The organism is Coleofasciculus sp. D1-CHI-01 (assembly GCF_040218875.1).
Classification (GTDB): Bacteria; Cyanobacteriota; Cyanobacteriia; order Cyanobacteriales; family Coleofasciculaceae; genus Coleofasciculus.
In genome coordinates, this window is the sequence record NZ_JAVJQP010000027.1 from 25,065 (window position 1) to 51,340 (window position 26,276).

Below are 26,276 nucleotides of genomic sequence, written 5' to 3' on the forward strand. Positions count from 1 at the left end.
ACTAATGTCACACATTGCAACGTATTGTAAACAGATGTTGCGACCAATTTAAAAATATGTTGCGAAATGCACCAAACCTTAAATCTGGTCTTATCCTTGGAACTTAAAGAAATGTGTCGAGGTTGATGATGGAACAATTTAACAAATATCGCTTGATCTGCACCCTGAGTTTTGGCGATATCTATGGACAAGTCATTGTGTGGTTAATCGTCATTTTCATAAGTCTTGCCTCTGCACTAGCGCTGTGGAGTGCCGATCGCCAAATTTATGCGTTGGCAACGGTGGGATTAGTATTGGTCTTGTCTTTGCCTTTTTTACTTTTTGCCTTTGTGACCACATTGCTCAATCATATTGAAATACTAGCAATGGATGAGCAGGAAACAACGGCTGCCGATCGCAGCAGTCGCGGTGCATCCCAACCGGCTCAGGCAACGAGCTAGTACCATTCGACTCTAAGTCAGACTAACGTTTCACGGGATGTGGTGTCTCTGTAGGGGCGGGTTTCACCACTATCTTTTCGGTTGCAACCGGATGTAACTAAACCCGCCCCGACTTTCGGTAAGGAATTTTAGTAATCAGTCAAGATAGATAACAGCAGAAATTCAATCGAGTTGAGATGCGAGAACACGATGTCATTATTGTCGGCGGTGGTTTAGCCGGGTGTCGGGCGGCGTTGGAAATTAAACGCACTGATCCGAAGCTGAATGTCGCACTGGTTGCCAAAACCCATCCGATTCGTTCCCACTCCGTTGCGGCGCAAGGGGGAATGGCGGCGACGCTGAAAAATGTGGATGCGGAGGATACCTGGGAAGCCCACGCTTTTGATACGGTTAAAGGTTCGGATTATCTGGCGGATCAAGATGCGGTGGAAATCCTCACCCGCGAAGCCCCCGATGTGGTGGTTGATTTAGAACATCTGGGGGTACTCTTTTCCCGCTTACCTGATGGTCGCATTGCCCAACGTGCCTTTGGGGGTCATTCCCATCGCCGAACCTGCTATGCTGCCGATAAAACGGGTCATGCGATTCTGCATGAACTGGTAAGTAATCTCCGCAAGAATGACGTGACGGTTTACGAAGAATGGTACGTCATGCGGCTGATTTTGGAAGATGGGCAGGCAAAAGGGGTGGTAATGTTTAACCTCCTGACGACTCACCTGCAAGTGGTACGGGCAAAGGCGGTGATGTTTGCCACCGGGGGCTATGGACGGGTGTTTAATACCACCTCCAATGATTTTGCCTCGACGGGGGATGGTTTAGCCATGTCTGCTTTAGCGGGGGTACCGTTGGAGGATATGGAGTTTGTCCAGTTTCATCCAACCGGGTTGTATCCTGTGGGTGTGTTAATTTCCGAAGCGGTACGAGGTGAAGGGGCGTATCTAATTAATAGCGAAGGCGATCGCTTCATGGCAAATTATGCCCCCAGTAAAATGGAACTCGCCCCACGAGATATTACCTCACGCGCGATCGCATTAGAAATTCGTGCGGGTCGCGGGGTGCATCCGGATGGGAATCCTGGAGGTCCTTGTGTCTATCTGGACTTGCGGCACATGGGCAAGGAAAAGATTATGAGTCGGATTCCCTTCTGTTGGGAAGAAGCCCACCGACTTGTTGGGGTTGATGCCGTATACGAACCCATGCCCGTGCGTCCTACTGCCCATTATTCCATGGGTGGCATCCCCGTCAATACCGATGGACAGGTGCGAAGTGGACCCGATGGATTGGTTGATGGATTTTTTGCCGCCGGGGAATCGGCTTGTGTCTCGGTTCACGGTGCCAATCGTTTGGGGAGTAATTCCCTGCTAGAATGCGTGGTTTACGGCAAACGAACGGGGGCTGCGATCGCGCAATATATTCAAAACCGCAAATTACCCGACATTGATGAGCAAGTCTACCTCAATGCTGCTCAAAATAAGATTAATGCATTGCTGGGTCAATCCGGAAGCCTACGCATCGACGAACTGCGTCAAAACTTCCAAGACTGCATGACTCAATACTGCGGCGTCTTCCGCACCGAGGCGTTAATGGAGGAAGGATTGAATCAACTGCAACAGTTGAAACAGCAGTATGAAACTATCTATTTAGATGACAAAGGAAGCTGCTGGAACACGGAATTAATCGAGGCTTTAGAACTGCGGAATCTGATGGTGGTTGGGGAAATTATTCTCACCTCTGCCCTAAATCGCCAAGAAAGTCGGGGTGCCCATTCTCGCGAGGATTATCCCCAACGGGATGATACCAATTTTTTGAAGCATACCTTGGCGTACTATTCCTCAGCCGGAATTGATTTGCAGTATAAATCGGTGGCGATGACCCGATTTGAACCCCAAGAACGCAAGTATTAAGCAATTCTTGCTCCCCTCTCCTCATTCTCCCCTTACTAAGGAGGAAACGTTCCCTCCCCTTGATCAGGGGAGGGTTAGGGAGAGGTTGTGTCAAACTATTGCGTTCGTAAATCATCCTCAAACCCTTACTGTTCCCTGTTCCCTGTTAAGAGTTCCCTAATCTCAACCGTTAACAACCTGCCCCAACATCTGGAAAGGGCGGGTTTTGAGCAAACGTTATCATCTAATAGCGAAACGAAAGTCCCTAAACCCGCCCCTACAAACCATGATCGACTAGCGCAGTGCGATCGCGCCACCCCACACTCACATCCCCAATCGGTGATTCAGCCTATATCCTTCAGGATAATGGATGGGAGTCTTGCAGTTAAAGTGGATGCTCATTACACTTCTCAGGCTTGTCCACACTGCGGTCACACATCTAAAGAAAATAGACCCAATAAAGGTCTAACTTTTGTGTGTCAGCAATGTGGTTATACTCTCCATGCCGATTTAGTAGGTGCTAGAAATGTTGCACTTAGAGTGTTGCTCTCCCACTCTTGGCGAGAGAGTATGGGGCGTATTTCAGCCGTCCCTGATGTATCTGGTGATGAAACCAAAACTGATTACCGCTTGAGGTATTCAGGGCTGAGGTGGAGCCAAGATGCAATCCCCAACTTCAACGAAGTGACACCTCAAGGCGGAACGGAGTAAGTTGGGGTAGTTGAACGCACCAGCCCTACCCAAAGCCAAAGCCCAACCTTTGCTGGGTATACTTGAATAAGTTGACTCTCCAGATTATCAGGTCAACTCGCATTTACGAAACAAGTAGGGGCACGGCACTGCCGTGTCCCTACTTATGTGTTATGTAACGATTGTGTTATGTAAAGGTAGTAACCCGCACCAAGAAAAAATTATCTTTTTAGACAACGTGGTATCAGGATGGATCAGATACAGGCAGAAATTGAGGCAATTCGCTCCCAACTCGAGGCACTACGTCAAGAACGGGATACTCTAACCAATCAGGAGGTTCAACCGGAGAATAATTCACCCAAAGCGATCGCGGCGGCTTATCGCCATCAAGCGAGGGTAGCCGCAGAGGTTTCCGCCGAAGTCCAAGGAATTGATAATGCGATCGCGGCGTTGCAGGCGCAGTTAGAGCAAAAACAGCAACAGCTACAGCCTCTCGCCAAACCCAAGCAACCCTTAACATTAGCTGATGAGGTAGAGATCGCCACTCAACAGGCTTATGATCATGCCAATCGGATTAACGAACTCGCCACTGAACTGGTGGAAGAACTGAGAGCTTTGAAGTCGATCGCCCATGATATGAGTCCTAGCTATTGGCAGTTGCATCACAAGCCGTTTATTACCGGATTTAAGGGTGCGTCTGTTCCCTATCTGCGATCGGATCAGGGGGTTTTAATGATTGGCAAAGTCATTATTTAGGGGTTGCTGAATAAGTCTTGTGGTGAGGATAGGGAACGGGGAACGGTTGTATGTAGTGCGAGCGTCTCGCTCGCTATTTTGTATGGGTTTTTATCTGTCGAGGCAATAGGCTTTCATAGGTTTGTGACTTTTTAAACCCTAGGCAAAAATTCTAAAGCAGTTGTTCTAACAGATTCATAGTTTACTTTTCCTTGCTCGTTGCGGGGCAATTGTTCAACAGGAACCCAATATTTAGGCTGCTTAAACCTACTTAACTGATTGATCAGCGCGGCTTTTAAAATATCCACAGAAACATCCAATGTACGAGGAACGTAAACTGCTGTAACGGCTTGACCCCAATAATTATGCGGTATGCCAATCACACACACATCACGCACTAATTGGGTGGCTAAAATAGCCGCCTCGACTTCGGCGGGGAAAATATTTTCACCTCCGCTAATGATTTTATGGCTCTGCCGTCCGACAATTGTTAGATACCCCTGCTCATCAAAAAATCCCAAATCATCGGATTGCAGCATTGGGATTTTATTAGGCGTTGCATGACTATTGGGGATTGGTGATTGGTGATTGGGGAAGTGTAGAGATGCGCTATTATTCGTCTGTAGGGGCGAGGTTTTAAAATTTGCGCCAGTGGTTGACGATAACATTTCCTCAAAACCCGCTCTGATTGCTCCTTCGCTTCGCTCAAGGACATGGTTTTGAGTTAACTCTTCATCTTCCTTATCTTCCTTATCTTCCTTATCTCCTGAAGAATAGTAACCCAATGCCAAAGACTCTGCTGCAATCGTGACAATTCCGATTTGATTCATCCCCAAAAATTCCCCAGTTGTACTGCGAATGGTAACGTGGGCGTGAGGGAGAACTTGACCGCAACTATTATTCCCCGCTAAAAATGCGTCCGGTTTCAGAGTAACCACTTGAGACGCCGTTTCAGTCATTCCATAAGTTGGCGCTAAACGAATACCCTGTTGTCTCGCCTGAGTTAAGAGAGACTCATAAGCTGGCGCACCACCTAACAAAACCGTGTGAAACTGAGATAACCAATTTGCTGCATTCGCACGGAGTAAGCGTTGTAACTGAGTGGGAACTAGGGAAATAAAAAAATCTCTGGGGTCAATATCTCGTCCTTTCCCCGCCACCACCTCTTTAAAGGGTAGAATAACGAGTCGTCCTCCTGTAGTTAGCGATCGCAGAAATTGCATTAACCCACTCACATGATACACAGGCAAGACACAGAAGGAGTTCACTGGCTTTTGGTCAAAATACAGATGAAACCCTCGCACCGACGCTATTAAAGTATCCCAACTGTGCATCACGAAGCGAATCTTACCAGAGGAACCCCCTGTAGGAATCATTATTTTAGGGTTCGTAGTAAGCACTTTAGTGCTATCAGCGTTCGTAGTAAGCACTTTAGTGCCATCAGGGTTCGTAGTAGGCACTTTAGTGCCATCAGCGCTAAAGCGCTGACTACAAACGCCTAATTCAGTGACACCCATTGTAGGTTCCTTCTTGATTATCCCTTGTCCCTTATTGTGGACAAATGACTCTTGACGAATCACCCTTGACAAATCTCCCCAAATTAAATCGGGTTGAACTAATGCTAAAACCTGCTGCCATTCCTGTTGTGTCCAATTGGGATTACCCAAAAACACTGAACAATCGGCAGCAATAGCAGCGCTCAAGGCAGCAAGGAATCGCCAAGGGTTAGATTCAGCCAGAATAATCTTAGGAACAGTTTGACATGGAAATAAGTTAGAAAATTGATCAAATAATTTCTGATTTATTTCTTGGAATTGATTATTGTCAAAACCAATGAGCCAATCATTGTTTCGCTGTTTTATATCGATTAAAATAGAATTCATTTCCTTAAACCCACCCCAACCAAAATTTAGGGCGGGTTTCGCATTTCAGTTAGGGAAAAAAACCGAAATTAATCCCTAAACCCGCCCCTACAAATACCCTGGTTCCCCTATCTCCTACCTTGCATAATTAATCTTACACCCGTGCTAGGCGCTAAGGTTACGCTCCGTCGCTGAGGGCGCTCAGGTTGCTGCTGTGCCAGAGTTAGTTGATACTGAGAGACAATTTTGGCGAGGACTAATTTCATTTCAAAGAATGCCAAAGCTTCACCAATACAGCGACGTATCCCACCGCCGAAAGGGAAAAACTCATAGGGAGAAAACTTGCGTTCTAAAAAGCGTTCTGGCTTAAATTGATGAGATTCTGGATATAAATCCTGGCGATGATGAGTTAAATAAATACAGCCATAAACTCGGGTTCCCGGTTGTAGCTGATATCCCATCAGTTCAACAGGTTCTTTCACGGCTCTCGGTACAGTTAAGACAGCCACAGGATAAATCCGCAAGCTTTCCTGGCACACGGCTGTGAGATAAGATAAACGAGCAATGTCCACAGGGTCTGCTTGTTGACCGAGAGAGTCCAATTCCTGCAACAGCTTGTTCTGCACATCAGGCGATCGATAAACCCAATACAGCGCCCACGCGATCGCGGTAGCGGTAGTTTCGTGACCGGCTACTAATAAAGTAAACAATTCATCATGCAATTCTTCATCTGTCATGGGTTTACCTTCTTCATCCTGTGCCGATAACAGTAGGGTGAGAATATCTGAACCCGAAGAGTCTTTCTGTTGACGGCGCTCTCGAATTTCCGCATAGATTAGCTGACTCACTTGCTGCTTTAAGCGACGAAACACACCCCAAGGTGTCCAATCTTTCTGTAGGGCTGGAAAAAAAAGTAATCCTGATGTGAAGGGAGATTTAAATTGATCCATCAGGCTAGCAATTAGCCCCTTCAGTTGATAAAAACGCTCTGGATCATGAATGCCAAAGACAGCATTTAAGATAACTTCCAAAGAGATCTCCTGAACCAGGGAACGAGCAACAAAGGTTTGACCTGGACGCACCTGTTGCATTATTTTATCGGTTAGGTCACAGATAAGTTGCCCATAAGTTCGGATGCGTTCGCCGTGGAATGGTGGCATTAAGAGTTTCCGTTCCCGACGATGATGATCGCCTTCTAGCACAAATATTGAATGATCTCCAACAACTGGCTGCAAAAGCCTATCTGAAGGAGCTGTAAATTGCTTGGTATCGTTGGTGAAAATCTGTTGTAGGGCTTGGGGATGACTGACAAACAACATACAGGAATGATTGCTAATAACAGGGGCATTGAAAATATCACCATATTGTTGTCCTGCTGCATCCATGTAATCCAGGGGCTTAGTAATCCACTGAATTTTTTGCCACCATTTGGGGGCTTTGGGTCCTTCGGGTTGTTTAGTTTTGATTTGAATCATAAGCTGTTCAGCCGTTGAATTTGGATGCTAAATTTATCAAAGGGAATAGGCAGTTTGAATGCACATCACCATTAGACAAACCAGTGATTAACTCCAAACCCAACTGCCCGATGGAGATGAGATAATTCTACAGCTAAATTGAGAACCGCTATTCTTGCGATCGCACTTTCAAAGACGGAGGAGAAAACCACGTCGATATCGTGGGCTTGACAAAATCGCCGTAGTTGTGTTGGAGATCCTGCGATCGCGGCTTTAATCACAAAAATTCCTCGCCATCCCTGCTGGTAACAGGTTTTGAGTTGGTTCAACGTGGCGACAGATTCATCAAGGGCGATCGGTGTCCTATACTGATCATGCATTGCCCTCATCACATCAAACTCCTCTGGTGGTAAGGGTTGTTCCAGAAACTCGACAATTCCCGCCTGATCCGCCACCTGCAACCACTGTTGAGCTTGATGCGGTGTAAGTCCGCCATTCGCATCTAAGCGTAATTGAGCCGATGGGGGTAAGATTTGAACCAATTGGTCAAACCACCTCAGTTCCGACTCCATAGAGGTTACACCAATTTTCCATTTAAACGTGCGATCGCCCTGTTGCCAACCTTGCTGCCAAGATGTTAACGCGGCTTCCCCTGTGGGCAAAAGATAGCTGTATTTCAGTGACGCATGGGTTAACGACTGGCTTATTTGTTCCGTTTCAATATGACTCTCTTCCCCATCTCCCCTATCTCCCCCATCTCCCTCATCTCCCCCATCTCCCTCATCTCCCCCATCTCCCCCATTCCTTGCGACTAAAGCATCCCACGCTGACTCAAAGCCAAACTGACAGGCGGGGAGTTCAGCCGGAATTGAGAAAATATCCGTTGATGTAATCTGAGACGGGAACTGCTGACAAAATGTTAGGGCTTGTTCTAAGGTTTCAGAACCAAACCAAGGAAGTGGGGCAATTTCTCCCCAACCCACTCGCCCTTTTTCATCTATCAGACGCAGGATAATTCCCTCGCGTACTTTCCAGATGCCATGATGAGTGGTTAGGGGATGTCGAAATTGGCGCTGGTAAAGATTAAACTCAAAACGATAAGTCACCGCAAACCTTAATTTTCAGTAGTCCGCGCAGGCGGCCTACCCTTCGGGAAGGCTTCGCCTATGTTTGTGTGGTTCCGCGATTTTAATCGCCACGGCTTAAATCTGATTGTCCCATATCCCTCCCCAACCTCCTATGCTAGGCTTTGTGGCATTTGAGAGAGATAGAGGAGTAAATGAGAATGGGAGAAATGATCCCAACCTATGAGTTAATGCCCAACATCTGGGAAGTTTCCGGCGGATTAACCGAACGCGCTTGGGTAGAAATCGATCGCGCGGCACTTGCCCATAACCTAAACCAATTAAAACAGCTTTTGTCTGCCAAAACCCAACTCATGGCGGTGGTGAAAGCAGACGCCTACGGACATGGTGCCACGATGGTTGCCCAAACCGCACTCGCCACAGGCGCTTATGGGCTATGTGTCGCCACAGTAGAAGAAGGCATTCAACTGCGAGAAGCCGGAATTGACGCACCCATCGTGATTTTAGGCGCAACCAATACCCCCGAACAAGTGCGTGCGATCGCGCATTGGCATTTACAACCCACTATCTGTACACCCCAACAGGCTTTGGTCTTTTCTGATACCCTAAGTCGTTGTCAAACCTCCTTATCGGTTCATCTCAACATCGATACAGGGATGTCTCGCTTAGGAATGCCTTGGCAACAAGCCACTGAGTTTGTGCAATTAGTCCAGCGATTACCCCATTTAGAACTCGCCAGTGTCTATTCCCATTTAGCCACAGCAGATAGTCCAGATCCCACAGTGATGAGACTACAGCATCAGCGGTTTGAAGCGGCTATTGCCGAACTTCATGCGGCGAATATCGTCCCATCCTGCTTACACTTAGCTAACTCCGCTGCCACGTTAACTGACCCCGCCTTGCATTACGATTGGGTTCGAGTCGGATTAGCGCTTTATGGACTCTATCCCGCACCACATTTACACCCAAAAGTCAACCTAAAACCCGTCATGCAAGTTAAAACGCGGGTCACTCAAGTGAAAACAATACCGGCGGGGACGGGGGTGAGTTATGGATATAAATTCAGGACACAAAAACAGTTACGTTTAGCGGTAGTGGGTATCGGTTACGCTGATGGCGTTCCCCGGAATCTCTCGAATAAAATGACCGGATTAATTCGGGGTCAACGGGTGTCCCAAATTGGGGCGATTACCATGGATCAACTGATGTTGGATGTGAGTAATATTCCCGATTTACAGGTTGGTGAAATCGTCACCCTAATTGGACGAGACGGGGACAGGCAAATCTCTGCGGATGACTGGGCGATATCGTTAAACACAATATCCTGGGAAATCCTTTGTGGCTTTAAGCACCGACTCCCGCGTATAAACTACCCAGACCTGCCTAACGGCTGAGGTCTGGATTTTCAGTAGCCCTGAAGTCATCGAACAAGCTAAGCTGAACATATCTGGGAGTTCGGTTTAGCTTGCACGATAACCCCGTGCCTCCAGGCTGGTTTATAGACAGCCCCACAAGTGCAATATTATTGGCTCCGTTGAAATCAGCGTCTCCATGCCAGCCACAATGCTCGCACTTGAAAATCTTGCCACTACGGTAAGACTTTCCTTTTACAGGGTGAATGTGCAGGCAATTGTGACACATTTGGGAGGTATAGGCAGGGGAAACAGGGATAACCTGAACACCAGCGCCAAGGGACTTGTACTCAATGAACAGGCGCAATTGGTAAAACGCCCATGAATTTGAGCGTCTGCGTTCAGTCTTGTTTCTGGGTTGCTTGTTAGTTCTTTCCCTAATCCCGGTTAAATCTTCTATAGCAATTGAGGCACTTAACTCAACCGCTCGTTTGACCACTGACTTGGAAATGTTGTGATTGAGCCATTGTTGATAACGTCTCTCCCTCCCCGACAGCCGTTTCAAAACTTCCCGGCATCTACGCCGAGTTGTCCTCGTGCCTTTCGGGGCTTTCTTCTGGAGAGATGCCCTAACTTGAGAAAACTTATCTCGAACTGATTGGATATGCTTACCGTCCCATTTTTTCTCTTCAGACGTAACGGCGATGTCGCGCCGCCCTAAGTCAATGCCAATTACTTTGTCGGTAATTGGCGAGTATGGGGCATCATCTTTGATTTGGATGTGCAAGTAGAACTGACGATCACGGTGTTTGCTTATGTGAGCAGAAGTCGGGTTTCTCCCTTTGAGTTTTCCTCTCTGGTAGTTGCCGACTTTTAATTTAACTCGCTCTCTACCATGAGTAGTTGCAAGGCTTACCGTCCAATCATGTTCGCGAAACCGAAACAAGTCTTTGTCACAGTCGATGCTGGTTGGGGCAAACCATTTAACAGGCTTACCTTTGTGTTTAGCTACCTTGCGGTTAGCTGCTACACGCGCACAAGCTCTGACTGCCATGTTGGCCACGAGGTTAAACTCGCTCTTGATGGTTTGGTAAGTCAGAGACTGAATCGCAATTTTGTTCGTCAGCTTTGGATCTGTGTGTTCATTGACATAGTTGCAAGCAGCAGCAAACGCCTGAAGGGTTGCCTCAATTTTGGCAGCTTGTTCAGGCGTAGGTTGAAGCTTTACGACTATCGTCAGCACTTGTTTCATGGCTACCATTATACCAACGGGCGTTACAGACGCGATGAAAGAAGCGTCTGTACAAATGGAAGTGCTACGGGTATCGAACCCTTGCACTTCCCGCTCTCCCCCTACCCCTTACTTCGTTGAAGGGGTAGCCCCTCGCGATTCGGGTGGTGATTTAAAAGGACTCAGGGATGAGGGTTCTGCCTTGTCAACTTGTCAAGGATTATATTTAAAATTTCAAAGAAGATTTAATTTTTGACCAAATCAACTCCCTTCCAGTCCTTTAAATCGGCTCAAACTATACTAAAAAGCCGACTTTAGCCCTTTTCCTGATTCCCCATATTTCGTCAGAACCACAATTCATCTAAAAACGGACTTTTTCATGCTAAAAGCTGCTAAACTAGCTACTGCACCAGTACCCACAAATGCAGCTAAACCAACCGGATAAGTTCCTCCTGCAATAGCCAAACCTGCTGCTCAAGTTGCGGATTCTTTAGCATTGTCGATAGCTTCTCGCAATTTCGGTTCTCCTCAATATTTTGTCATTATCAAAGCTATATTTAGTAGCTGTTGTAAGAAGGGTTAACGCCATAAAGCTGAGATAAATATGAGTAAATATTCTGTGAACCTAAATTGGCTTATGCCTTCAATAACGCAACAAATACTTATATAGCATCCGCCAAATAGCGCAATAGTCTTAGCAGCTATTGCTGAGGTAATCACTCACCTGAATCAGCTAGTTTAGAGGTGAAAAGACCCAGAAAGCGTAAACTATAACAAAGGAGTAATCAAATGGACGAAGCTGTTAGAAAAATTGCGGCACTAGGATTCCCAGGAGTTATTCTCCTGATTGCAATGGCTACCACAGGTTTTACAGGAGCAGCGGCAATCACAGCCGCCTTAGCAATGCTCGGACCAGGAGGAATGATTGGAGGCATCATGTTCCTTGGAGTCATAGGTATAGCTACCGATGCCTTATCTAAGTTTGGGCTGGAAGCTTTACTGGTGGGCGTATATCAAGATCGTCAGGAAAAGGGAGAAACCTTAGAGGCTCTTACAAAGGAGATTAGTGGACTATTTATTTCTGATGACTTGAAGCGCAAACTAAAAGAAGAGCTTGGCTGTTAAGCAGGCGACTTAAGACGAATGGCACGCTCCTCATAGTCTGATGGGCAATGCCCACCCTACGGAATATCAAGGGTTTTGGCGATCCGAAAATGCTTATTTAACTGCCACCGGATCGGGAAAAACATAACGCCTCCCTATCCCATCAAAAACACACCTCAAACCTCCAACAGATCATCGGCATTGTCATCAAAATATGATATGGGTTAGTGGCAGAGCGCATTGGCAAAATAATCCTTATCATTAGAGAGACGTATTAACAAAACTCAGCATTCAGGCATCGCAACGCCTATCCGTATCAAAAACATCTATGCAAATTTCCCCAGAAAAAGCCGTCGATACCCCCACCCCAACCGTTGAGCAAATAACCCTAGATGTTGGGGGGATGAAATGTGCAGGCTGTGTCAGTGCGGTAGAACGACAGCTAGAACAGCAACCCGGAGTTGTTTCCGCCCAGGTCAACTTGGTTACAGAAGTGGCTGTGGTTGAGTATGAAGTCGGTCAGGCTGATCCCGCCACCCTAGCGGAAAAATTAACCGCAACCGGGTTTCCGTCCCAACCCCGTGACTCCCAAGCCGGGGAAACCTCAGAAGAACGCCTCACCCCGACTCAACGCCATGAACAAGAGGCAAGGGAACAACTGCGGCAATTAATAATTGCTGGTGTCCTCGTCATTCTCTCGACCATTGGACATATTGGTCATTGGTTTAATGGACCCATGCTACCCGTGTTTAGCACGATCTGGTTTCATTGGGGATTGGCAACCTTAGCCCTGCTGGGACCTGGGCGTCCAATTATCAGCGATGGCTGGCGGGGATTGCGGCATCAAACCCCGAATATGAATACCTTGGTGGGACTAGGAACCTTGGCGGCTTATGGGGCTAGCTGTGCGGCATTCTTCTTGCCTCAATTGGGCTGGGAATGCTTCTTTGATGAACCCGTGATGTTACTTGGCTTTATCCTGCTAGGACGCACCTTGGAACAACGGGCAAGGCGTCAGGCATCAGCCGCTTATGAATCATTATTGGCACTGAAACCCAAAGTAGCCCGGTTAATTGGTAAATCAACACCCACAGCCACAGAACTGGGGATCGAGATTCCCGTCGAACAAGTTCGCGTGGGCGAGTGGTTGCGGGTTTTGCCGGGAGAAAAAATACCCGTTGATGGCGAAGTGGTGGCGGGTCAGTCGTCGGTGGATGAGTCCATGTTGACGGGAGAACCCTTACCTGTTCTCAAGCAACCCGGTGATCCGGTTACGGCTGGCACTTTAAATCAATCCGGTGCGATCGCCATTCAAGCCACACGCATTGGACAGGAAACCACGTTAGCGCAAATTGTCGCCCTGGTGGAACAAGCGCAAACCCGGAAAGCCCCGGTGCAGAATTTAGCCGATCAAGTCGCCGGTTATTTTACGTATGGGGTATTGACAATCGCCACCTTCACCTTCCTGTTTTGGGAGTTGGTGGGGACAAAAATCTGGACTCAGGTTTTAGGGGAAGGAGACTCCCTGATGGGTGATTCAACCTCACCTTTACTATTGAGCCTAAAATTAGCGATCGCGGTATTAGTGATCGCCTGTCCCTGTGCCTTGGGATTGGCAACCCCGACAGCGATTCTAGTCGGCACCAGCTTAGGGGCAGAACGGGGCTTACTGATTAAAGGGGGTGACATTTTAGAACGAGTCCATCAACTCGATACCATCGTCTTTGACAAAACAGGCACTTTGACTCAAGGAAAACCCACTGTAACTGATTGTCTATCTGTTGGAGAATGGGCAGAGGAAGATGGGGAGACGGGGGACACAGGAGGTGAACGCTCGGTCAGGGCGGGTTTTGAACAAAGCTTATCCTCAATAGCTGGCGCGAATTCCCTCAACCCGCCCCTACAGACGAATAATGGCATGTCTGGTTACTCAAAACTCCTTCAACTCGCCGCCGCAGCCGAAAGAGGCACAACTCATCCCCTCGGAGAAGCGATTTGTACAGCAGCAGCACAACAAGAGTTACCTCGATTAGCCGCCAAGGATTTTTATACCGAAGCCGGACTAGGAATATCTGCCCTAGTGGACAATCAATCGGTATTACTGGGGAATGAAGATTGGTTACGTCAGCAAGGCGTGACCCTTAGTGATACCGCCCAAGCCCAAGCCCAAACCTTAGCGGCTGTCGGGAAAACCGTGGTGTATTTAGCCGTAGATGGAGAATTGGCTGGACTCATTGCCCTAACCGATTTACCCAAACCTGATGCCAAAACCACCGTAGAACAGCTACAGGCGATGGGACTGCGCGTGATGCTGCTAACCGGAGATCAACCCAATGCCGCCGTGACAGTGGCACAACACCTTGCCATTGATTCAGCCAACATTATGGCAGGTATCCGTCCCGATGGCAAAGCCGCCGCGATCGCCCAACTGCAAACCCAGGGAAACTGCATCGCCATGGTTGGAGATGGAATTAACGATGGTCCCGCCTTAGCCCAAGCTGATGTTGGCATCGCCCTGCAAGCGGGAACAGATGTTGCCCGGGAAACGGCGGGGATTATTCTCATGCAACCGAGCGCTAACAGCCCTCAAGCTAGCGGTTTGCTGGATATTGTCCACGCGATTAAACTGTCTCGCGCTACCTTTAACAAAATTCGCCAAAACCTCTTCTGGGCGTTGGGATATAACACGTTGGGTATTCCCGTAGCGGCTGGCGTACTATTACCTGGATTTGGTATCGCTCTCAATCCGGCTGTAGCTGGCGCACTGATGGCATTTAGTTCGGTGACTGTAGTCAGCAACTCTCTGCTATTGCGTCGAGGTTGGAACTCTGTAGACAGGGTGTAGAGTGTGGGGTTTGGGGTCTGGGTAAAATACTCATCCCGCATTATTAGGCGAGACTGGGAAAATTCACACCCGTTCGTTCAATGGGTCCTAACCTTTATGTAGTAGAATACAAAGTAATGGTGGTGTCTGGATGATTCTTTTCAAGTCTCGCTTACCAAGCGGCGAAGGCTGGTAAATCTTAGGTTATCACCCGCTTTCCTCCCCGCCCATGTTAAGCATGGACTTTCTGCGGAGCAGGACAAAGTCCGGTATCCAGCGGGAAAGTAGGGTGAACGTGATAGCCAAATTGAGAAAGTTTTATCGGTACGAATTTACAGCCTACTTGTGGGATCTTCTAAACCGGGAGTGTAACGCAGCTATTAAGATCACCAGAGAGGAGTTATTACATAGTCCTCACGATAAAAGCCGGAATCACCGCCAATTAGCGGCACCCCAAAGGAAGCCTACAGGCTCTCCCGTCGGGTCAGTGTAAAAAAATGTCACAAAATTGTAACATTAGAGTCTGTGCCATGATCTGCATTAATGCTTATGATGATTGAATGGGGGAAGACCAAGTTGAAGGTCGGCAATTCGGTCATTTCTTCTTGATACGTTAAGGAAAGATAATTAAGCAGTTTGCTAATGTAAGAAAGCATAGACACAGCGACAGTGAATTAACTGCACTCTCTATCCCTATTTTTCGATGTTCAATGCCTGCAAAATCCAATCAAAACCATCTGTTAATTATTGAAGACGAAAAAGGACGCAAGGAATATACCTTGGAGGAACCCGTCTATTCTATAGGCAGAGATCCGGATGTGGATATTCGTTTGTTCTCACAATTTGTATCTCGCCGACACGCCACCTTAGTGCGGCGAGAACGAGAGGACGGCAGTCTCTACTACCGCATTGTCGATGGTAACCTCAAAGGTAAAGCCAGCGCCAACGGACTCGTAATTAACGGTCATAAACTTCAAGCCCACGATCTTGAAGATGAGGACGAAGTCGTCTTCGGACCTCAAGTTAGTGCCAAATATTACATACTCAAGCGAGACTCTGTTCCCACTGGACCTCCCGATGAGTTTGACATCACCCTGATTAGCCCAAATATGATGGGGGGAGATCCAGATGACTGGACACCCTGATTATTCGCCCAACTATGATCAGGGAAATCCAGAGGATTGAAACAAAACCAGAGGATGTCAACCAGCAACACTTTCTAAGAGTTGCCAATGGCGGTTTTGGGCAACCGCCTCTTGAACTTCATAAAACTTATCGTGACAGTGGTTGTCTACCTGTAAGGGCAACTCTTCATTTTTGATCACGAAATTCATGCGAATTTCCTGATCGGTAGCCATCGATTTGTCAATCAAGACTTCCACTGTCACGAGTTTGGCAAAGGCAACATGACCGGGGATCTCCCGTGCCATGATATAGTCTCCCGTATCATAAATAATGTCGAAATCGCAGGATTGTAAAACCTCAATCAACGATGGCTGAAGGTGATCGGGAGAAACTGCAACCGTAAATGAACAAGTGTAGCGAGCCATATTTAACCCTTGGCGTCAGATAGCTAGATCATTACATAAGATCTATCCAAAGCAACCCACAAGTGGGCATCTGGAGGTACTTACTTCCTGCTTCACTCTGGCTGTGACAGCACTGAACACCTCGACTACGCTCAGTGTTAACCAGTCCACAGGCTAACACCACCTGTACGGGCTTGGTTACCAAGCTCCTACGGCGGCTATCTAAAGTCACCTACCTAGCCGTGGTCTTTGGCTGGATAGGTATACCAATAAAGTATACATACTCTTGACGGTAGATTCCATCGGGACAAACATCTAGCCATCTTTCACTTTACTCGAGGACATGATTTTGGGTGACAATGGGGAGAGATGTAATCAGATGAGGCGTGGATAAGGGGAAATGCTGATCGTGTTTGAGGGAGTCGAAGGCAGTGGTAAAACCACCCAAATTCAGCGATCGCGCGATTGGTTCCTCAGCAGTGGCATACTAGACAAACTGGGCAATTACCGTCAACCGCCCCCTGTGATCATCACCCGCGAACCCGGAGGAACCCCCCTCGGCGTCAAACTACGTCAACTCTTGCTCCAAGAACAGTCCTCATCCCTACAACAGGGCACCGAACTCCTCCTCTACGCTGCTGATCGATCGCAGCATGTTGAAGAATTGTTACAGCCTCAGCTCGACGCCGGAGCGATTATTTTGTGCGATCGCTACACGGATTCAACGATTGCCTATCAGGGGTATGGACGAGGGATTGACCTAGCCTTGATTGAGCAAATCAACCACATCGCCACAGGAGGACTAGAAAGTGATTTGACCTTATGGTTAGATGTCGATGTCACAATAGGCTTACAACGGGCAAGAGAACGGGGAGTAGCCGATCGCATCGAACAAGCGGAGTTAGCCTTTCACCAACGAGTCCAACAAGGGTTTGCCCAGTTAGCCTCCCAGCATCCCCAGCGAATTGTCCGGATTGACGCCAATCAAAGCCCTGACGCCGTGCAATTGGATATTCAGATCGTGTTACGTCAACGGCTTCAAACACACTATGTCATGGAAAAATGACATAAGACATAAGACATAAGACGAATGACATAAGACGAACAAATGACAATAGTCGCACAAAAACAAGCGATCGCACTCTTAGAGGGAGCCATAACAGCCAACCGCATCGCCCCAGCTTATCTATTTGTCGGTTCTCCTGGAGTCGGGCGGGCTTTAGTCGCCCGGTGGTTCATTGAACGGTTATTTTGTCAAGATATTCCCCCCCAGAAGCAACCCTTAGTCCAGAAACGCCTCCAGCAAAGAAATCACCCGGATCTCCTCTGGGTTGAACCCACCTATCTACACAATGGTATTCGCCTATCCGCCAAAGAAGCCACAGAAAAAGGACTCAAGCGCAAAGCCCCCCCCCAAATCCGCCTGGAACAAATTCGCGAAATTAGCCAATTTTTAGGACGTTCTCCCCTAGAAGCCTCCCGCCAAATTGTGGTGCTAGAACAGACGGAAACCATGGCAGAATCAGCCGCAAATGGCTTGCTCAAGACGCTAGAAGAACCCGGAAACGCCACATTAATTTTAATCGCGCCCAGTCCCGATGCCTTATTACCCACCTTAGTGTCCCGGTGTCAGCGGATTCCCTTTTCCCGATTAGCACAAGACGACATGGCACAGGTACTACAGCAAACGGGTTATCAGCAGATTCTCCAAGAACCCTCTATACTAGCCATTGCCCAAGGGAGTCCCGGAGAAGCGATCGCGGCGTTTGAACAACTGCAAGCCATACCCCCAGAATTACTGGCAAAGTTGAACCAATTGCCCAACTCATCCCGTATGGCGCTAGAACTGGCGAAGGAAATTGATAAAACCCTTGATCCCCAAGCCCAATTGTGGTTAGTTGACTATTTACAGCATCAGTATTGGCAACACCAACCCCATACCCAAATCATTCACCAATTAGAGCAAGCCCGAACCTTCTTACTTGGTTATGCTCAACCTCGATTGGTTTGGGAAGTGACATTCTTAGAGTTAAAGCGATAGATTAGCTTGGGTTCGTAGTAAGGGCTTGAGCCCTAGATAGATTTTGCTGGGTTTCCTGTCGTCAACCCACCCTACTGGCGTGGCACACCTTATTTGGTGGATTAGAATTGTAGGGGCACCATCCTTGCGCCCAGTTTAAACGTTAAATCTATTCCACAATTTTAGCTGTGTCAAGCCACCCTACTGGCGTGGCACACCTTATTTGATGAATTAGAATTACGCCCGGAAACCGTAGGGGCGCATGGCGTGCGCCCAGTTTAAACGTCAAATCTATTTCACCATTTTAGCTGTGTCAGCCCACTACAACCTATTCCACCATGTTAGCTGTTTCACACCAGCAACAAAGGCTTGAGGAGAGGGCGACCTTTTAGATATGAGGGCAGAATCACCGGAACAAACCCTGCTCAAACTGATAGTTGATAGCACCTCAGATCGGATTGTGGGCGCTCAAATGGTTGGAGACTGTGCCTCTGAGATCATTCAGATGATTGCTTTAGCCATTAACGCCGGAGTAACCAAGGCAGATTTTAATCATACCATTGGTATTCATCCCTCCATCGGTGAAGAATTTTTCTGTTTATCACCGTAGGGGTTTAGTCTCCAAACCCCCACAGGTAACCCAATCCCTACTTAGGGCTTGCTGAATAAGTATTGGGGAGATGGGGTGAGGGGGAGATGAGGGAAACAGTAGTGCTTTTCGTCTGGCTATACAGCGCTTTTTGTGTAATAAAGTACAGTAGCTCGAAGTCCCCCTTCAGATCCCCCTCCCGTCCCCCTTTTGATCCCCCTTCCGTCCCCCTTTTGATCCCCCTTCCGTCCCCCTTCAAAAGGGGGAGACCAAAGGATGCGGGAGCTTTTGGTTCCATGGGGGAGACCAAAGGATGCGGGAGCTTTTTGTTCCATGGGGGAAGCCAAAGGATGCGGGAGCTTTTGGTTCCATGGGGGATTTAGGGGGATCGACAATGTACCGCATAGCAGAGCAAACTGCTATAAGTGCAAGCTTTTCAGCCATCCAGGAGGGATGGATTGCACTTATAGTCGGCTTTAAACCTCCTCTAACTCTTGATAGATAAGGGTTAGAGGGTTGTGCAGCAAACCCTACTTAATAACAGCAGCAATCAAACCCCCAGCTAACCAGATATAGGAGACAATCGCCAGCCAAAACAGCACCCGCTCAATGATACTTTTCTTACCACCGCCGTGATGCATTCCGCCCTTGTGTTCTTTTTTGCCACCCCAGCGCAGCCAAGCCAGAACCCCGGTGACAGCGAGAAAGGCAATGTTTAACCAAAATGTATAGTCAATCGCAAAACGTTGTGTTTCAGCTTGACTCTGCCCAGTGCTTTCTGGCAAAAGCCCGAATAGGGAAAAGCCATAGTGCATAACAATCGCTGTCGCCACCAACGCCGCTAAAAAGATACCTAGGATATAGAATGCCATTTTCCAGCCGTAGTATTTGGCATGAATCCGAATTACCGGGAACACAACTAAATCACTAAAGATAAACGCGATTACCCCAGCAAAACTTACCCCATTGGCATAGAGAACCGAAGCCAAGGGAATATTTCCCATGGAACCGATAAACGTAAAAAATGCCGCAACGGGTCCAATAATTGTATTTTCTAGAATTGCCAAAAATCCGGGATTACCACCTTGTCCAGAACCAATAAACAGAAACTGAAAGAACGATCGCGGCACAAATACAGCAATCGCACCCGCCACAGTAAAGCCGATGGTTACGTCTTTCCAAACCATCATCCATTCCATAAAATATTTGCGGGCAACCTGTTTCCATCCCTGTAGAGTTTGAATCTTCTCTTTCCAGTCGGGAACATCTTCTCCCTCATTTGCCTCGCCTTCATTATCCCGCAGTCGTTTGCGTACCTTTCTAATTAGCTTGGTGGGGCGGGTAAATTTCACAATCAACCACATGAAAATAATCAGCAGAAGTCCACCCACATACTCGCCAACGACAAATTGCCAACCGAGGAAGACGGCGATGATAAATCCTAACTCAATCACTAAATTGGTTGAGGCGAGTAAGAAAGCCAGGGACGGAACAAAACCGGCTCCTTTTTTAAATAATGATTTTGTTGTCGCTAGGGCAGCAAAACTACAGGAACTCGATATAAAGCCGAAAAACGTTCCCAAGGCGACGCTCCCTTTTCCCGCTTCACCCATGGTTTGTTTCATGCGTTCGCGAGTCACAAAAACTTGGATAGCGCTACTAATCACATAACCCAGGATAAACGCCCATAACGCTTTCCAGAAAAAGCCGAGTGAGGTTAGCACTGCCTCACTATACAGTTGCCAAAAGTTTGCATTGTTCATGCTAATTTTTTTATCGTCTTGTAACTAGCCAACGGACTTTCCTGATTGATTTCTGATCAATCTTGTTGAGAAAATCCATCAAACGGAATTGACCTAATTTCCCCCCGGAAACTCAATCACTGAGTAACCTGCTGCATAAGTGTTGTGGGGGGTGGGTAGAGAGCGATTTTAAGGTTGACTTAGATTACTGCCCTCTCACTTTTTACTGTAGAAACTTGTGGGTGCGATCGCGTCCAACTAAAGAATGAGCTGTAATATCTGACTAAGGGTGGACAACGGTTTCATTTTGATTTCATGACTAGATGATATGAGAATTTTTTTAGTCGAAGATGAACCCGATTTAGGCGCGGCGATTAAGCGGGCGTTGAATCAAGAGGCTTATGTGGTGGATTGGGTTTTGGATGGTGTCCAAGCCTGGGAATACCTAGAATTCGATTTGTCATTTGTGTGCTTCCTTGCTTCCTTAGCAGGGCGGGTTTAGTCATATCCAGGTGCAAAAGAAACGATAATAGTGAAACCCGCCCCTACACCCCTACACCCCTACACCCCATCTCCCTGATCAGATGAATCAAAATCGATTATTCCGCTCAACTCGATGGCGACTGGCTGGTTGGTATGCTGGCGTTATGGGTTTAATTTTAGGCGTTTCCGGGTTTTGGGTTCGCGCCAGGGTGTCTGGAGGTTCGGGGTTAGGGTTGTCGATTGCTCGTGCGATCGCCCAAGCTCATCAGGTACTATTCAGGTGGAGAGTGAGTTAGGCAAGGGTAGCCAGTTTACGATTCGCTTATCCAAGAAAATTTAAATGGATTTTTGTAACTTTTCATACATTTTGCTACCATGAAAGAATAGTAATTATAAACAAAGCAAAATAGAATTAGCTTCTAGGGTTCCGATTTCGGATTCAACCGCCGAAATGACTGGTCCAAGAGAAGCAGGCTACCCCAAAAAGATTTTATCAATCCGCATGGATTACTAAATCAGTAGCCCCACGGCGGGAGAAAAGCCCGGGAGATGTTGGCGAAGGCAAGAGTCGTCACACTCCTGGGTATTTTTCCTGTTTTTTAGTGACATTAATCTGGAGAAATTTATGAGTGAGTCATTTCCATTTCAACGCCCGAATAACAACCCCAATGGATACCCCAGCAAAGCTCAACGTGCTTTAGAACGAGAACAACAGCTTCCTTTAACTGGTTGGCAACAAGAAGTTGATCAAGGGTTAGACTACGGTTTAGAAGCGGCTGAAAGTATCCGCGATCGCACGATTCCTACGTTTTCGCGAGGTGAATTGCCCCACTATGCGGGGATTAATACCTTTATGAAAGCGCCCTATTTAGAAGATGTGCGTCAAGTTGGCAATTATGACGTGGCGATTATCGGGGTTCCCCATGATTCCGGTACAACTTATCGCCCGGGTACGCGGTTTGGTCCCCAAGGGATTCGTCGGATTAGCGCCTTGTATACGCCGTACAATTTTGAATTAGGTGTTGATTTACGGGAACAAATTACCCTCTGTGATGTGGGCGATGTTTTTACGATTCCGGCGAATAATGAAAAGTCTTTTGATCAAATATCCAAGGGAATTGCTCACGTTTTTAGTTCCGGTGCATTCCCAATTATTTTAGGTGGCGATCATTCGATTGGATTTGCCACAGTGCGGGGAATTTGTCGGCATCTGGGGGATAAAAAAGTCGGCATTATTCACTTTGATCGCCATGTCGATACCCAAGAAACCGATCTCGATGAACGGATGCATACTTGTCCTTGGTTTCACGCTACTAATATCAAAAATGCTCCGGCTAAAAACCTAGTCCAACTGGGAATTGGTGGCTGGCAAGTCCCGCGTCAAGGGGTTAAAGTTTGTCGAGAACGAGCTACGAATATTCTCACGGTTACCGATATTACAGAAATGGGATTAGATGCGGCAGCCGATTTTGCCATAAAACGCGCCACTGATGGGACAGATTGTGTCTGGATTAGTTTTGATATTGATTGTATTGATGCTGGATTTGTTCCCGGAACTGGGTGGCCCGAACCGGGTGGTTTACTGCCTCGTGAAGCCCTCTATTTGCTCAAGAAAGTTGTCCAAAATGTTCCCGTTTGTGGGTTAGAAGTGGTCGAAGTTTCACCCCCTTATGATATTAGTGATATGACCTCGCTCATGGCAACCCGGGTGATTTGTGATACGATGGGTCATTTAGTCGTATCGGGTCAGCTTCCTCGCCAGGAAAAGCCGGATTACATTCAAATGAATTATCAAGCTGAAATGGTGGAATGGGTTTAATTGATTTAAGTATAAAATGGCAGAAATTGAGAAAATTGGGGGAGGGATAAAGCGTGCATGAAACCGATATGACCAAAGCCTTAATTTTGACAGTGCGCCAATGGTGGGAGGAACAACCCTCTCGTCCGCAAATTGATAGGATTCACCTGACAGTGGGGCAATTCACTTGTGTGGAACCGGCTAGTTTGCACTTTGCGTTTGCGGCACAGACTCAAACGGGTTTTTTAGAGGGAGTAAAATTAGCGATTCACGAGACGCCTTTGGTCGCATTCTGTCACGCCTGTCAAGCAGAATATAAACCCGAAATTGGATTGCACTATTCTTGTCCTAGTTGTCAATCTCCGATGGAAGATATTCGTTCGGGACGAGAACTGAAAATCGATCGCATTGAATATGCTCAATCTTTTGCGGAAATTTAAGCTATCTAACTAATAATGCACCAAACCGTTGAAGCTGCTTTAGAAATTAACTTACTCCACGCTAACCAAGCGGGAGCCAATCACAATCGCGCCCATTTTGATCAGTGGGGAATTACCTGTCTGAATATCATGAGTAGCCCCGGTGCGGGAAAAACGGTGTTGTTAGAGCGTACTCTAGCCGCCCTGAATCATGACTTAAAAATGGCAGTAATTGAAGGGGATATGACAACGGAATTAGACGCCGAACGGCTGCGTCAATACGGTGTTCCTGTGATTGCGATTAATACCGGACGTTCCTGTCATCTTGACTCAAAGATGGTATCAGGAGGACTTCACACTTTAGCAGCGGACTACAATCCAGGGGAATTTGATCTCGTTTTTGTTGAGAATGTCGGTAATCTGGTTTGTCCGGCTGAATTTGAAGTGGGAGAACATGGGAAAGTGGCACTTCTAAGTGTCACTGAGGGAGAGGATAAACCCTTGAAATATCCAATTATGTTTCAAGAAGCCGACTGCTTATTAATTAGCAAAATTGACTTAGCTCCTTACCTGGATATTGATCTCAACCGTCTAGAATCTAACGTGCGTCAAATCAATCCCCAGGTAACGATTATTCGGCTCTCGGCTAAAACAGGTGAAGGATTAGAAACCTGGTTAAGTTGGTTGCGAACTCAGGTAAACTAATCAAAATGTCTATCTAATGGATGAATGCTGAATAGGGTTGAATGGGTTATGATTACAGAGTTCAAGTTCTAAAGTCTCAATTAAGTATGTTCAGGATAATCAATCCAGTTTCGGGCAATTCTCAACGATACCGGGCTAAAAAGATGCTGTCAGTTCTTTTGTCGATGGCATTAGTGGCATTGACTTGGACAGGCACTTTATTTAATCCTATGCCTACAGCCCAGGCTTTAACCGTGAAAATGACACCATTTATGGTTGCTGATAGTAACCCCGTTGACGAAGTATTCGGTTCGGGAACCAGCGACCAAATTCAAGGAAAAGCCAAAGAAGATATTGGCACAGTAGAACGAAATATGGGCAAAGCCAAGGAAGATATTAAAGGTGCAGCCAAGCAAGTCCAAGGGCGGGCGGAACAAGATACAGGGCGAGTGAAAAATCGCGCTGACGATGCAGGATCGGATATGGAAAAGGCGTCTGAAAATTTAGGAGATGCGATTAAGAGTTTGTTTGGAGAATAGTAGCTAATACCAAGTTGCAGTCTAAGGTAGAATCTGTCATGCTGAGCAGAATGCAGTGAAACGGAATGACGCGAAGCATCTGTCCAGATTCGCGTATCTCCTTCCTCGCTATAGCAAAAGCTTCACGCTTCGCTCTTCCTAGACATGATAGAACGGAACGCAACTCGGTATAAGACGGTTGTCTGAACGAATGGGCTACAAACTGCTCAACAAATGGTAAAATTAGTGAGTCAATAACGGCTTTTTTGACTTCAGTAGAAACGTTTCAGTAGAGCGTCTCTACTGAATTTTTAATTTTTTGATAGTATGGCGGCTCTTTCCCCAATTGTTAAACCCGTTAGCCAGATGCAACTAGCACCCGGCAGTGCTGTGACAATTCCTAATGTCAACTGGCAGAAATTTGAGTCTATTTTGTCAGAGTTAGGAGAAAAACGTGCAGCAAGACTTGCTTACAGCCAGGGAAGGTTAGAAATTAGGGTTCCTTTTCCTGAGCATGAAAAACCGAAGGATATTATTTCAGATATTGTCAAGCTATTGCTTAAGGCGACAAGTAGGCGATATGAACCTTTTGGTTCAACGACGTTTAAAAAGGAAGGTGCAGCAGGCGTTGAACCAGATGCCTGTTTCTATATTCAGAATTATCAACAAATGATTGGTCGTCGCCGACTTGAACCCGATGATCCACCGCCTGATTTGGCAATTGAGTCAGATGTTACCTCGAAAACAACATTGGATGCTTATCAAGCGATTGGCGTTCCAGAAGTCTGGGTTTATGATAGTGGCAAGTTGATAATTTATGTACTAAGAGAAGGGGAGTATAAACAATCAGATAGTAGTCCAACGTTTCCAGGAATTTCGATCACTCAGGTTATTCCGGCTACCGTAAAACGGTCATGGCAAGTGGGACATGTTCAGGCGTTAGAGGAATTTGAAAGCGCGGTTATTAGAGGAAATTGTTAACGTTTTATCAAGTCTGGTAGAGGTTATTATGGCAGAGTGAGGGGTCTCTGGATTTTCCGTTTGTCGTTTGTCGTTGCGCTGTCTTCGCCATAGTTGAAAAACCTAACCCCCCAGCCCCCTTCCCTGCGAGGGAAGGGGGAGTCAGAAAGGGGGAGTCAGAAAGGGGGAGTCAAAAAGGGGGAGTCAAAAAGGGGGAGTCAAAAAGGGGGAGAATGGTTTATTCTTTTCTCAATCCTTTATTAGTGAGTACGGGAATTATCATCTGGTTACAGACGCGATCGCATTCCCGGCGCTAATTTTAATCCCTCATCGGGATTCACGGAAATTCCAACATTCCAATAATTGTAGGGGCACGGCATTGCCCATCCGTGTCAACTTAAGGTGAAACTAATACAGGGGAAGCGTTTCACCCTCATCCCCTAACCCCTTCTCCCATCAAGGGAGAAGGGGAACCATCATATAAATAGGTTTCCAAAATACCCTAGAATACCGCTTCCTTCTTGCTCCAAGGTAGAATCTGTCATGCTGAGCAGAATGCAGTGAAACGGAATGACGCGAAGCATCTGTCCAGATTCTTCGCTTCGCTCAGAATGACATGATAGAACGCAACTTGGTATCAGGGGAATTTAGACCGGAAGTTTGCGCCATACCAATGCTTTTATTTTGGTTTCAATCCCTGATAGGGATTCAGGGGAATTTAGACCACTATGTGTAAATCGAATTACTGAAGAGGGTACGGGTTTCAATCCCTGATAGGGATTCAGGGGAATTTAGACTGCTGTACTCGCCACCTATAAAGGAAGTGGGAAAGTTTCAATCCCTGATAGGGATTCAGGGGAATTTAGACCGGCGG

Annotated in this window: 23 protein-coding genes, 1 pseudogene, 1 CRISPR repeat array and 1 riboswitch (1 of these 26 only partly in view); of the genes and pseudogenes, 18 read left to right on the top strand and 6 right to left on the bottom strand. The window is 47.0% G+C overall.

What is annotated here, in order from left to right; translation table 11 throughout:
• Window positions 1-128 precede the first annotated feature (128 nt).
• The 4 genes from RIB93_RS04855 to RIB93_RS04870 all read left to right on the top strand — a co-directional run bounded on the left by RIB93_RS04855 (window position 129) and on the right by RIB93_RS04870 (window position 3,769).
• On the top strand, window positions 129-440 hold the full coding sequence (locus RIB93_RS04855) for a hypothetical protein (RefSeq protein ID WP_446370958.1): 312 nt from the start codon (window positions 129-131) through the stop codon (window positions 438-440).
• Between the two features lie 176 nt (window positions 441-616).
• A complete protein-coding gene (locus RIB93_RS04860) occupies window positions 617-2,344 on the top strand; it encodes a succinate dehydrogenase/fumarate reductase flavoprotein subunit (protein WP_446370826.1) in 1,728 nt (575 codons plus the stop codon).
• An 87-nt stretch (window positions 2,345-2,431) separates the two neighbouring features.
• Window positions 2,432-3,034 carry a zinc ribbon domain-containing protein gene (locus RIB93_RS04865; protein ID WP_446370828.1) on the top strand — a complete coding sequence of 201 codons (603 nt, stop codon included), beginning with the start codon at window positions 2,432-2,434 and terminating at the stop codon, window positions 3,032-3,034.
• Window positions 3,035-3,262: 228 nt separating this feature from the next.
• Window positions 3,263-3,769: a hypothetical protein gene (locus tag RIB93_RS04870; protein WP_446370830.1), complete on the top strand. Its 507-nt coding sequence runs from the start codon at window positions 3,263-3,265 to the stop codon at window positions 3,767-3,769.
• Between the two features lie 131 nt (window positions 3,770-3,900).
• Here the strand turns inward: RIB93_RS04870 and RIB93_RS04875 are convergent, their stop codons facing one another.
• The 3 genes from RIB93_RS04875 to RIB93_RS04885 all read right to left on the bottom strand — a co-directional run bounded on the left by RIB93_RS04875 (window position 3,901) and on the right by RIB93_RS04885 (window position 8,170).
• Window positions 3,901-5,631 carry a 2-succinylbenzoate--CoA ligase gene (locus RIB93_RS04875; protein WP_446370832.1) on the bottom strand — a complete coding sequence of 577 codons (1,731 nt, stop codon included), beginning with the start codon at window positions 5,629-5,631 and terminating at the stop codon, window positions 3,901-3,903.
• Between the two features lie 107 nt (window positions 5,632-5,738).
• A complete protein-coding gene (locus RIB93_RS04880; protein WP_446370834.1) occupies window positions 5,739-7,085 on the bottom strand; it encodes a cytochrome P450 in 1,347 nt (448 codons plus the stop codon).
• Between the two features lie 71 nt (window positions 7,086-7,156).
• Window positions 7,157-8,170 (bottom strand): o-succinylbenzoate synthase, encoded by a 1,014-nt coding sequence (locus tag RIB93_RS04885; RefSeq protein ID WP_446370836.1) that lies wholly within the window; start codon window positions 8,168-8,170, stop codon window positions 7,157-7,159.
• A 188-nt stretch (window positions 8,171-8,358) separates the two neighbouring features.
• Here RIB93_RS04885 and alr point away from each other — a divergent pair, with 188 nt between their 5' ends.
• A complete protein-coding gene (gene alr / locus RIB93_RS04890; protein ID WP_446370960.1) occupies window positions 8,359-9,543 on the top strand; it encodes an alanine racemase in 1,185 nt (394 codons plus the stop codon).
• On the opposite strand, the gene RIB93_RS04895 is transcribed toward alr, so the two are convergent.
• A complete protein-coding gene (locus RIB93_RS04895; RefSeq protein ID WP_446370838.1) occupies window positions 9,533-10,753 on the bottom strand; it encodes an RNA-guided endonuclease InsQ/TnpB family protein in 1,221 nt (406 codons plus the stop codon). The two genes, alr and RIB93_RS04895, sit on opposite strands and share 11 nt — an antisense overlap.
• Window positions 10,754-11,521: 768 nt before the next feature.
• On the opposite strand from RIB93_RS04895, the gene RIB93_RS04900 reads away from it, so the two are divergent.
• From RIB93_RS04900 to RIB93_RS04910, 3 genes are all read left to right on the top strand, one after another.
• Window positions 11,522-11,857 (top strand): hypothetical protein, encoded by a 336-nt coding sequence (locus RIB93_RS04900; protein WP_446365171.1) that lies wholly within the window; start codon window positions 11,522-11,524, stop codon window positions 11,855-11,857.
• A 307-nt stretch (window positions 11,858-12,164) separates the two neighbouring features.
• Window positions 12,165-14,681 (top strand): heavy metal translocating P-type ATPase, encoded by a 2,517-nt coding sequence (locus tag RIB93_RS04905; RefSeq protein ID WP_446370840.1) that lies wholly within the window; start codon window positions 12,165-12,167, stop codon window positions 14,679-14,681.
• A 689-nt stretch (window positions 14,682-15,370) separates the two neighbouring features.
• Window positions 15,371-15,805 (top strand): FHA domain-containing protein, encoded by a 435-nt coding sequence (locus RIB93_RS04910; protein WP_446370842.1) that lies wholly within the window; start codon window positions 15,371-15,373, stop codon window positions 15,803-15,805.
• Window positions 15,806-15,862: 57 nt separating this feature from the next.
• Here RIB93_RS04910 and RIB93_RS04915 read toward each other — a convergent pair whose 3' ends face one another.
• Complete coding sequence (locus tag RIB93_RS04915) at window positions 15,863-16,210, bottom strand: hypothetical protein (RefSeq protein WP_006104062.1); 348 nt, start codon at window positions 16,208-16,210, stop codon at window positions 15,863-15,865.
• A gap of 379 nt (window positions 16,211-16,589) precedes the next feature.
• On the opposite strand from RIB93_RS04915, the gene tmk reads away from it, so the two are divergent.
• The 3 genes from tmk (at window position 16,590) to RIB93_RS04930 (ending at window position 18,819) form a co-directional block, all read left to right on the top strand.
• Window positions 16,590-17,255, top strand: a complete 666-nt coding sequence (tmk, locus tag RIB93_RS04920; protein ID WP_446370844.1) for a dTMP kinase — start codon at window positions 16,590-16,592, stop codon at window positions 17,253-17,255.
• A gap of 42 nt (window positions 17,256-17,297) precedes the next feature.
• On the top strand, window positions 17,298-18,230 hold the full coding sequence (gene holB / locus RIB93_RS04925) for a DNA polymerase III subunit delta' (RefSeq protein WP_446370846.1): 933 nt from the start codon (window positions 17,298-17,300) through the stop codon (window positions 18,228-18,230).
• 373 nt (window positions 18,231-18,603) lie between these two features.
• The gene (locus tag RIB93_RS04930) at window positions 18,604-18,819 is read left to right on the top strand and encodes a hypothetical protein (RefSeq protein WP_446370848.1); all 216 of its coding nucleotides are present in this window, start codon (window positions 18,604-18,606) and stop codon (window positions 18,817-18,819) included.
• Window positions 18,820-19,328: 509 nt separating this feature from the next.
• Here RIB93_RS04930 and RIB93_RS04935 read toward each other — a convergent pair.
• Window positions 19,329-20,561 carry a permease gene (locus RIB93_RS04935; RefSeq protein ID WP_446370850.1) on the bottom strand — a complete coding sequence of 411 codons (1,233 nt, stop codon included), beginning with the start codon at window positions 20,559-20,561 and terminating at the stop codon, window positions 19,329-19,331.
• A 307-nt stretch (window positions 20,562-20,868) separates the two neighbouring features.
• Here RIB93_RS04935 and RIB93_RS04940 point away from each other — a divergent pair.
• From RIB93_RS04940 to RIB93_RS04970, 7 genes and pseudogenes are all read left to right on the top strand, one after another.
• A pseudogene (locus RIB93_RS04940) lies at window positions 20,869-20,991 on the top strand (DNA-binding response regulator); the annotation flags it as partial.
• A gap of 133 nt (window positions 20,992-21,124) precedes the next feature.
• Window positions 21,125-21,319 (top strand): hypothetical protein, encoded by a 195-nt coding sequence (locus RIB93_RS04945; protein WP_446370972.1) that lies wholly within the window; start codon window positions 21,125-21,127, stop codon window positions 21,317-21,319.
• A 112-nt stretch (window positions 21,320-21,431) separates the two neighbouring features.
• Window positions 21,432-21,574: riboswitch (guanidine-I (ykkC/yxkD leader) on the top strand.
• A gap of 74 nt (window positions 21,575-21,648) precedes the next feature.
• A complete protein-coding gene (locus tag RIB93_RS04950) occupies window positions 21,649-22,842 on the top strand; it encodes an agmatinase family protein (protein ID WP_446370852.1) in 1,194 nt (397 codons plus the stop codon).
• A 53-nt stretch (window positions 22,843-22,895) separates the two neighbouring features.
• Window positions 22,896-23,261 carry a hydrogenase maturation nickel metallochaperone HypA gene (gene hypA, locus RIB93_RS04955; RefSeq protein ID WP_446370854.1) on the top strand — a complete coding sequence of 122 codons (366 nt, stop codon included), beginning with the start codon at window positions 22,896-22,898 and terminating at the stop codon, window positions 23,259-23,261.
• Window positions 23,262-23,276: 15 nt separating this feature from the next.
• A complete protein-coding gene (gene hypB / locus RIB93_RS04960) occupies window positions 23,277-23,945 on the top strand; it encodes a hydrogenase nickel incorporation protein HypB (protein WP_446370856.1) in 669 nt (222 codons plus the stop codon).
• Between the two features lie 143 nt (window positions 23,946-24,088).
• Window positions 24,089-24,463, top strand: coding sequence for a CsbD family protein (locus RIB93_RS04965; protein ID WP_446370858.1), 375 nt, complete (start codon window positions 24,089-24,091; stop codon window positions 24,461-24,463).
• Between the two features lie 306 nt (window positions 24,464-24,769).
• Window positions 24,770-25,423 carry a Uma2 family endonuclease gene (locus RIB93_RS04970; protein WP_446370860.1) on the top strand — a complete coding sequence of 218 codons (654 nt, stop codon included), beginning with the start codon at window positions 24,770-24,772 and terminating at the stop codon, window positions 25,421-25,423.
• A 666-nt stretch (window positions 25,424-26,089) separates the two neighbouring features.
• Window positions 26,090-26,276: a CRISPR direct-repeat array (repeat unit 37 nt; unit sequence GTTTCAATCCCTGATAGGGATTCAGGGGAATTTAGAC); it runs 220 nt beyond the window's last position.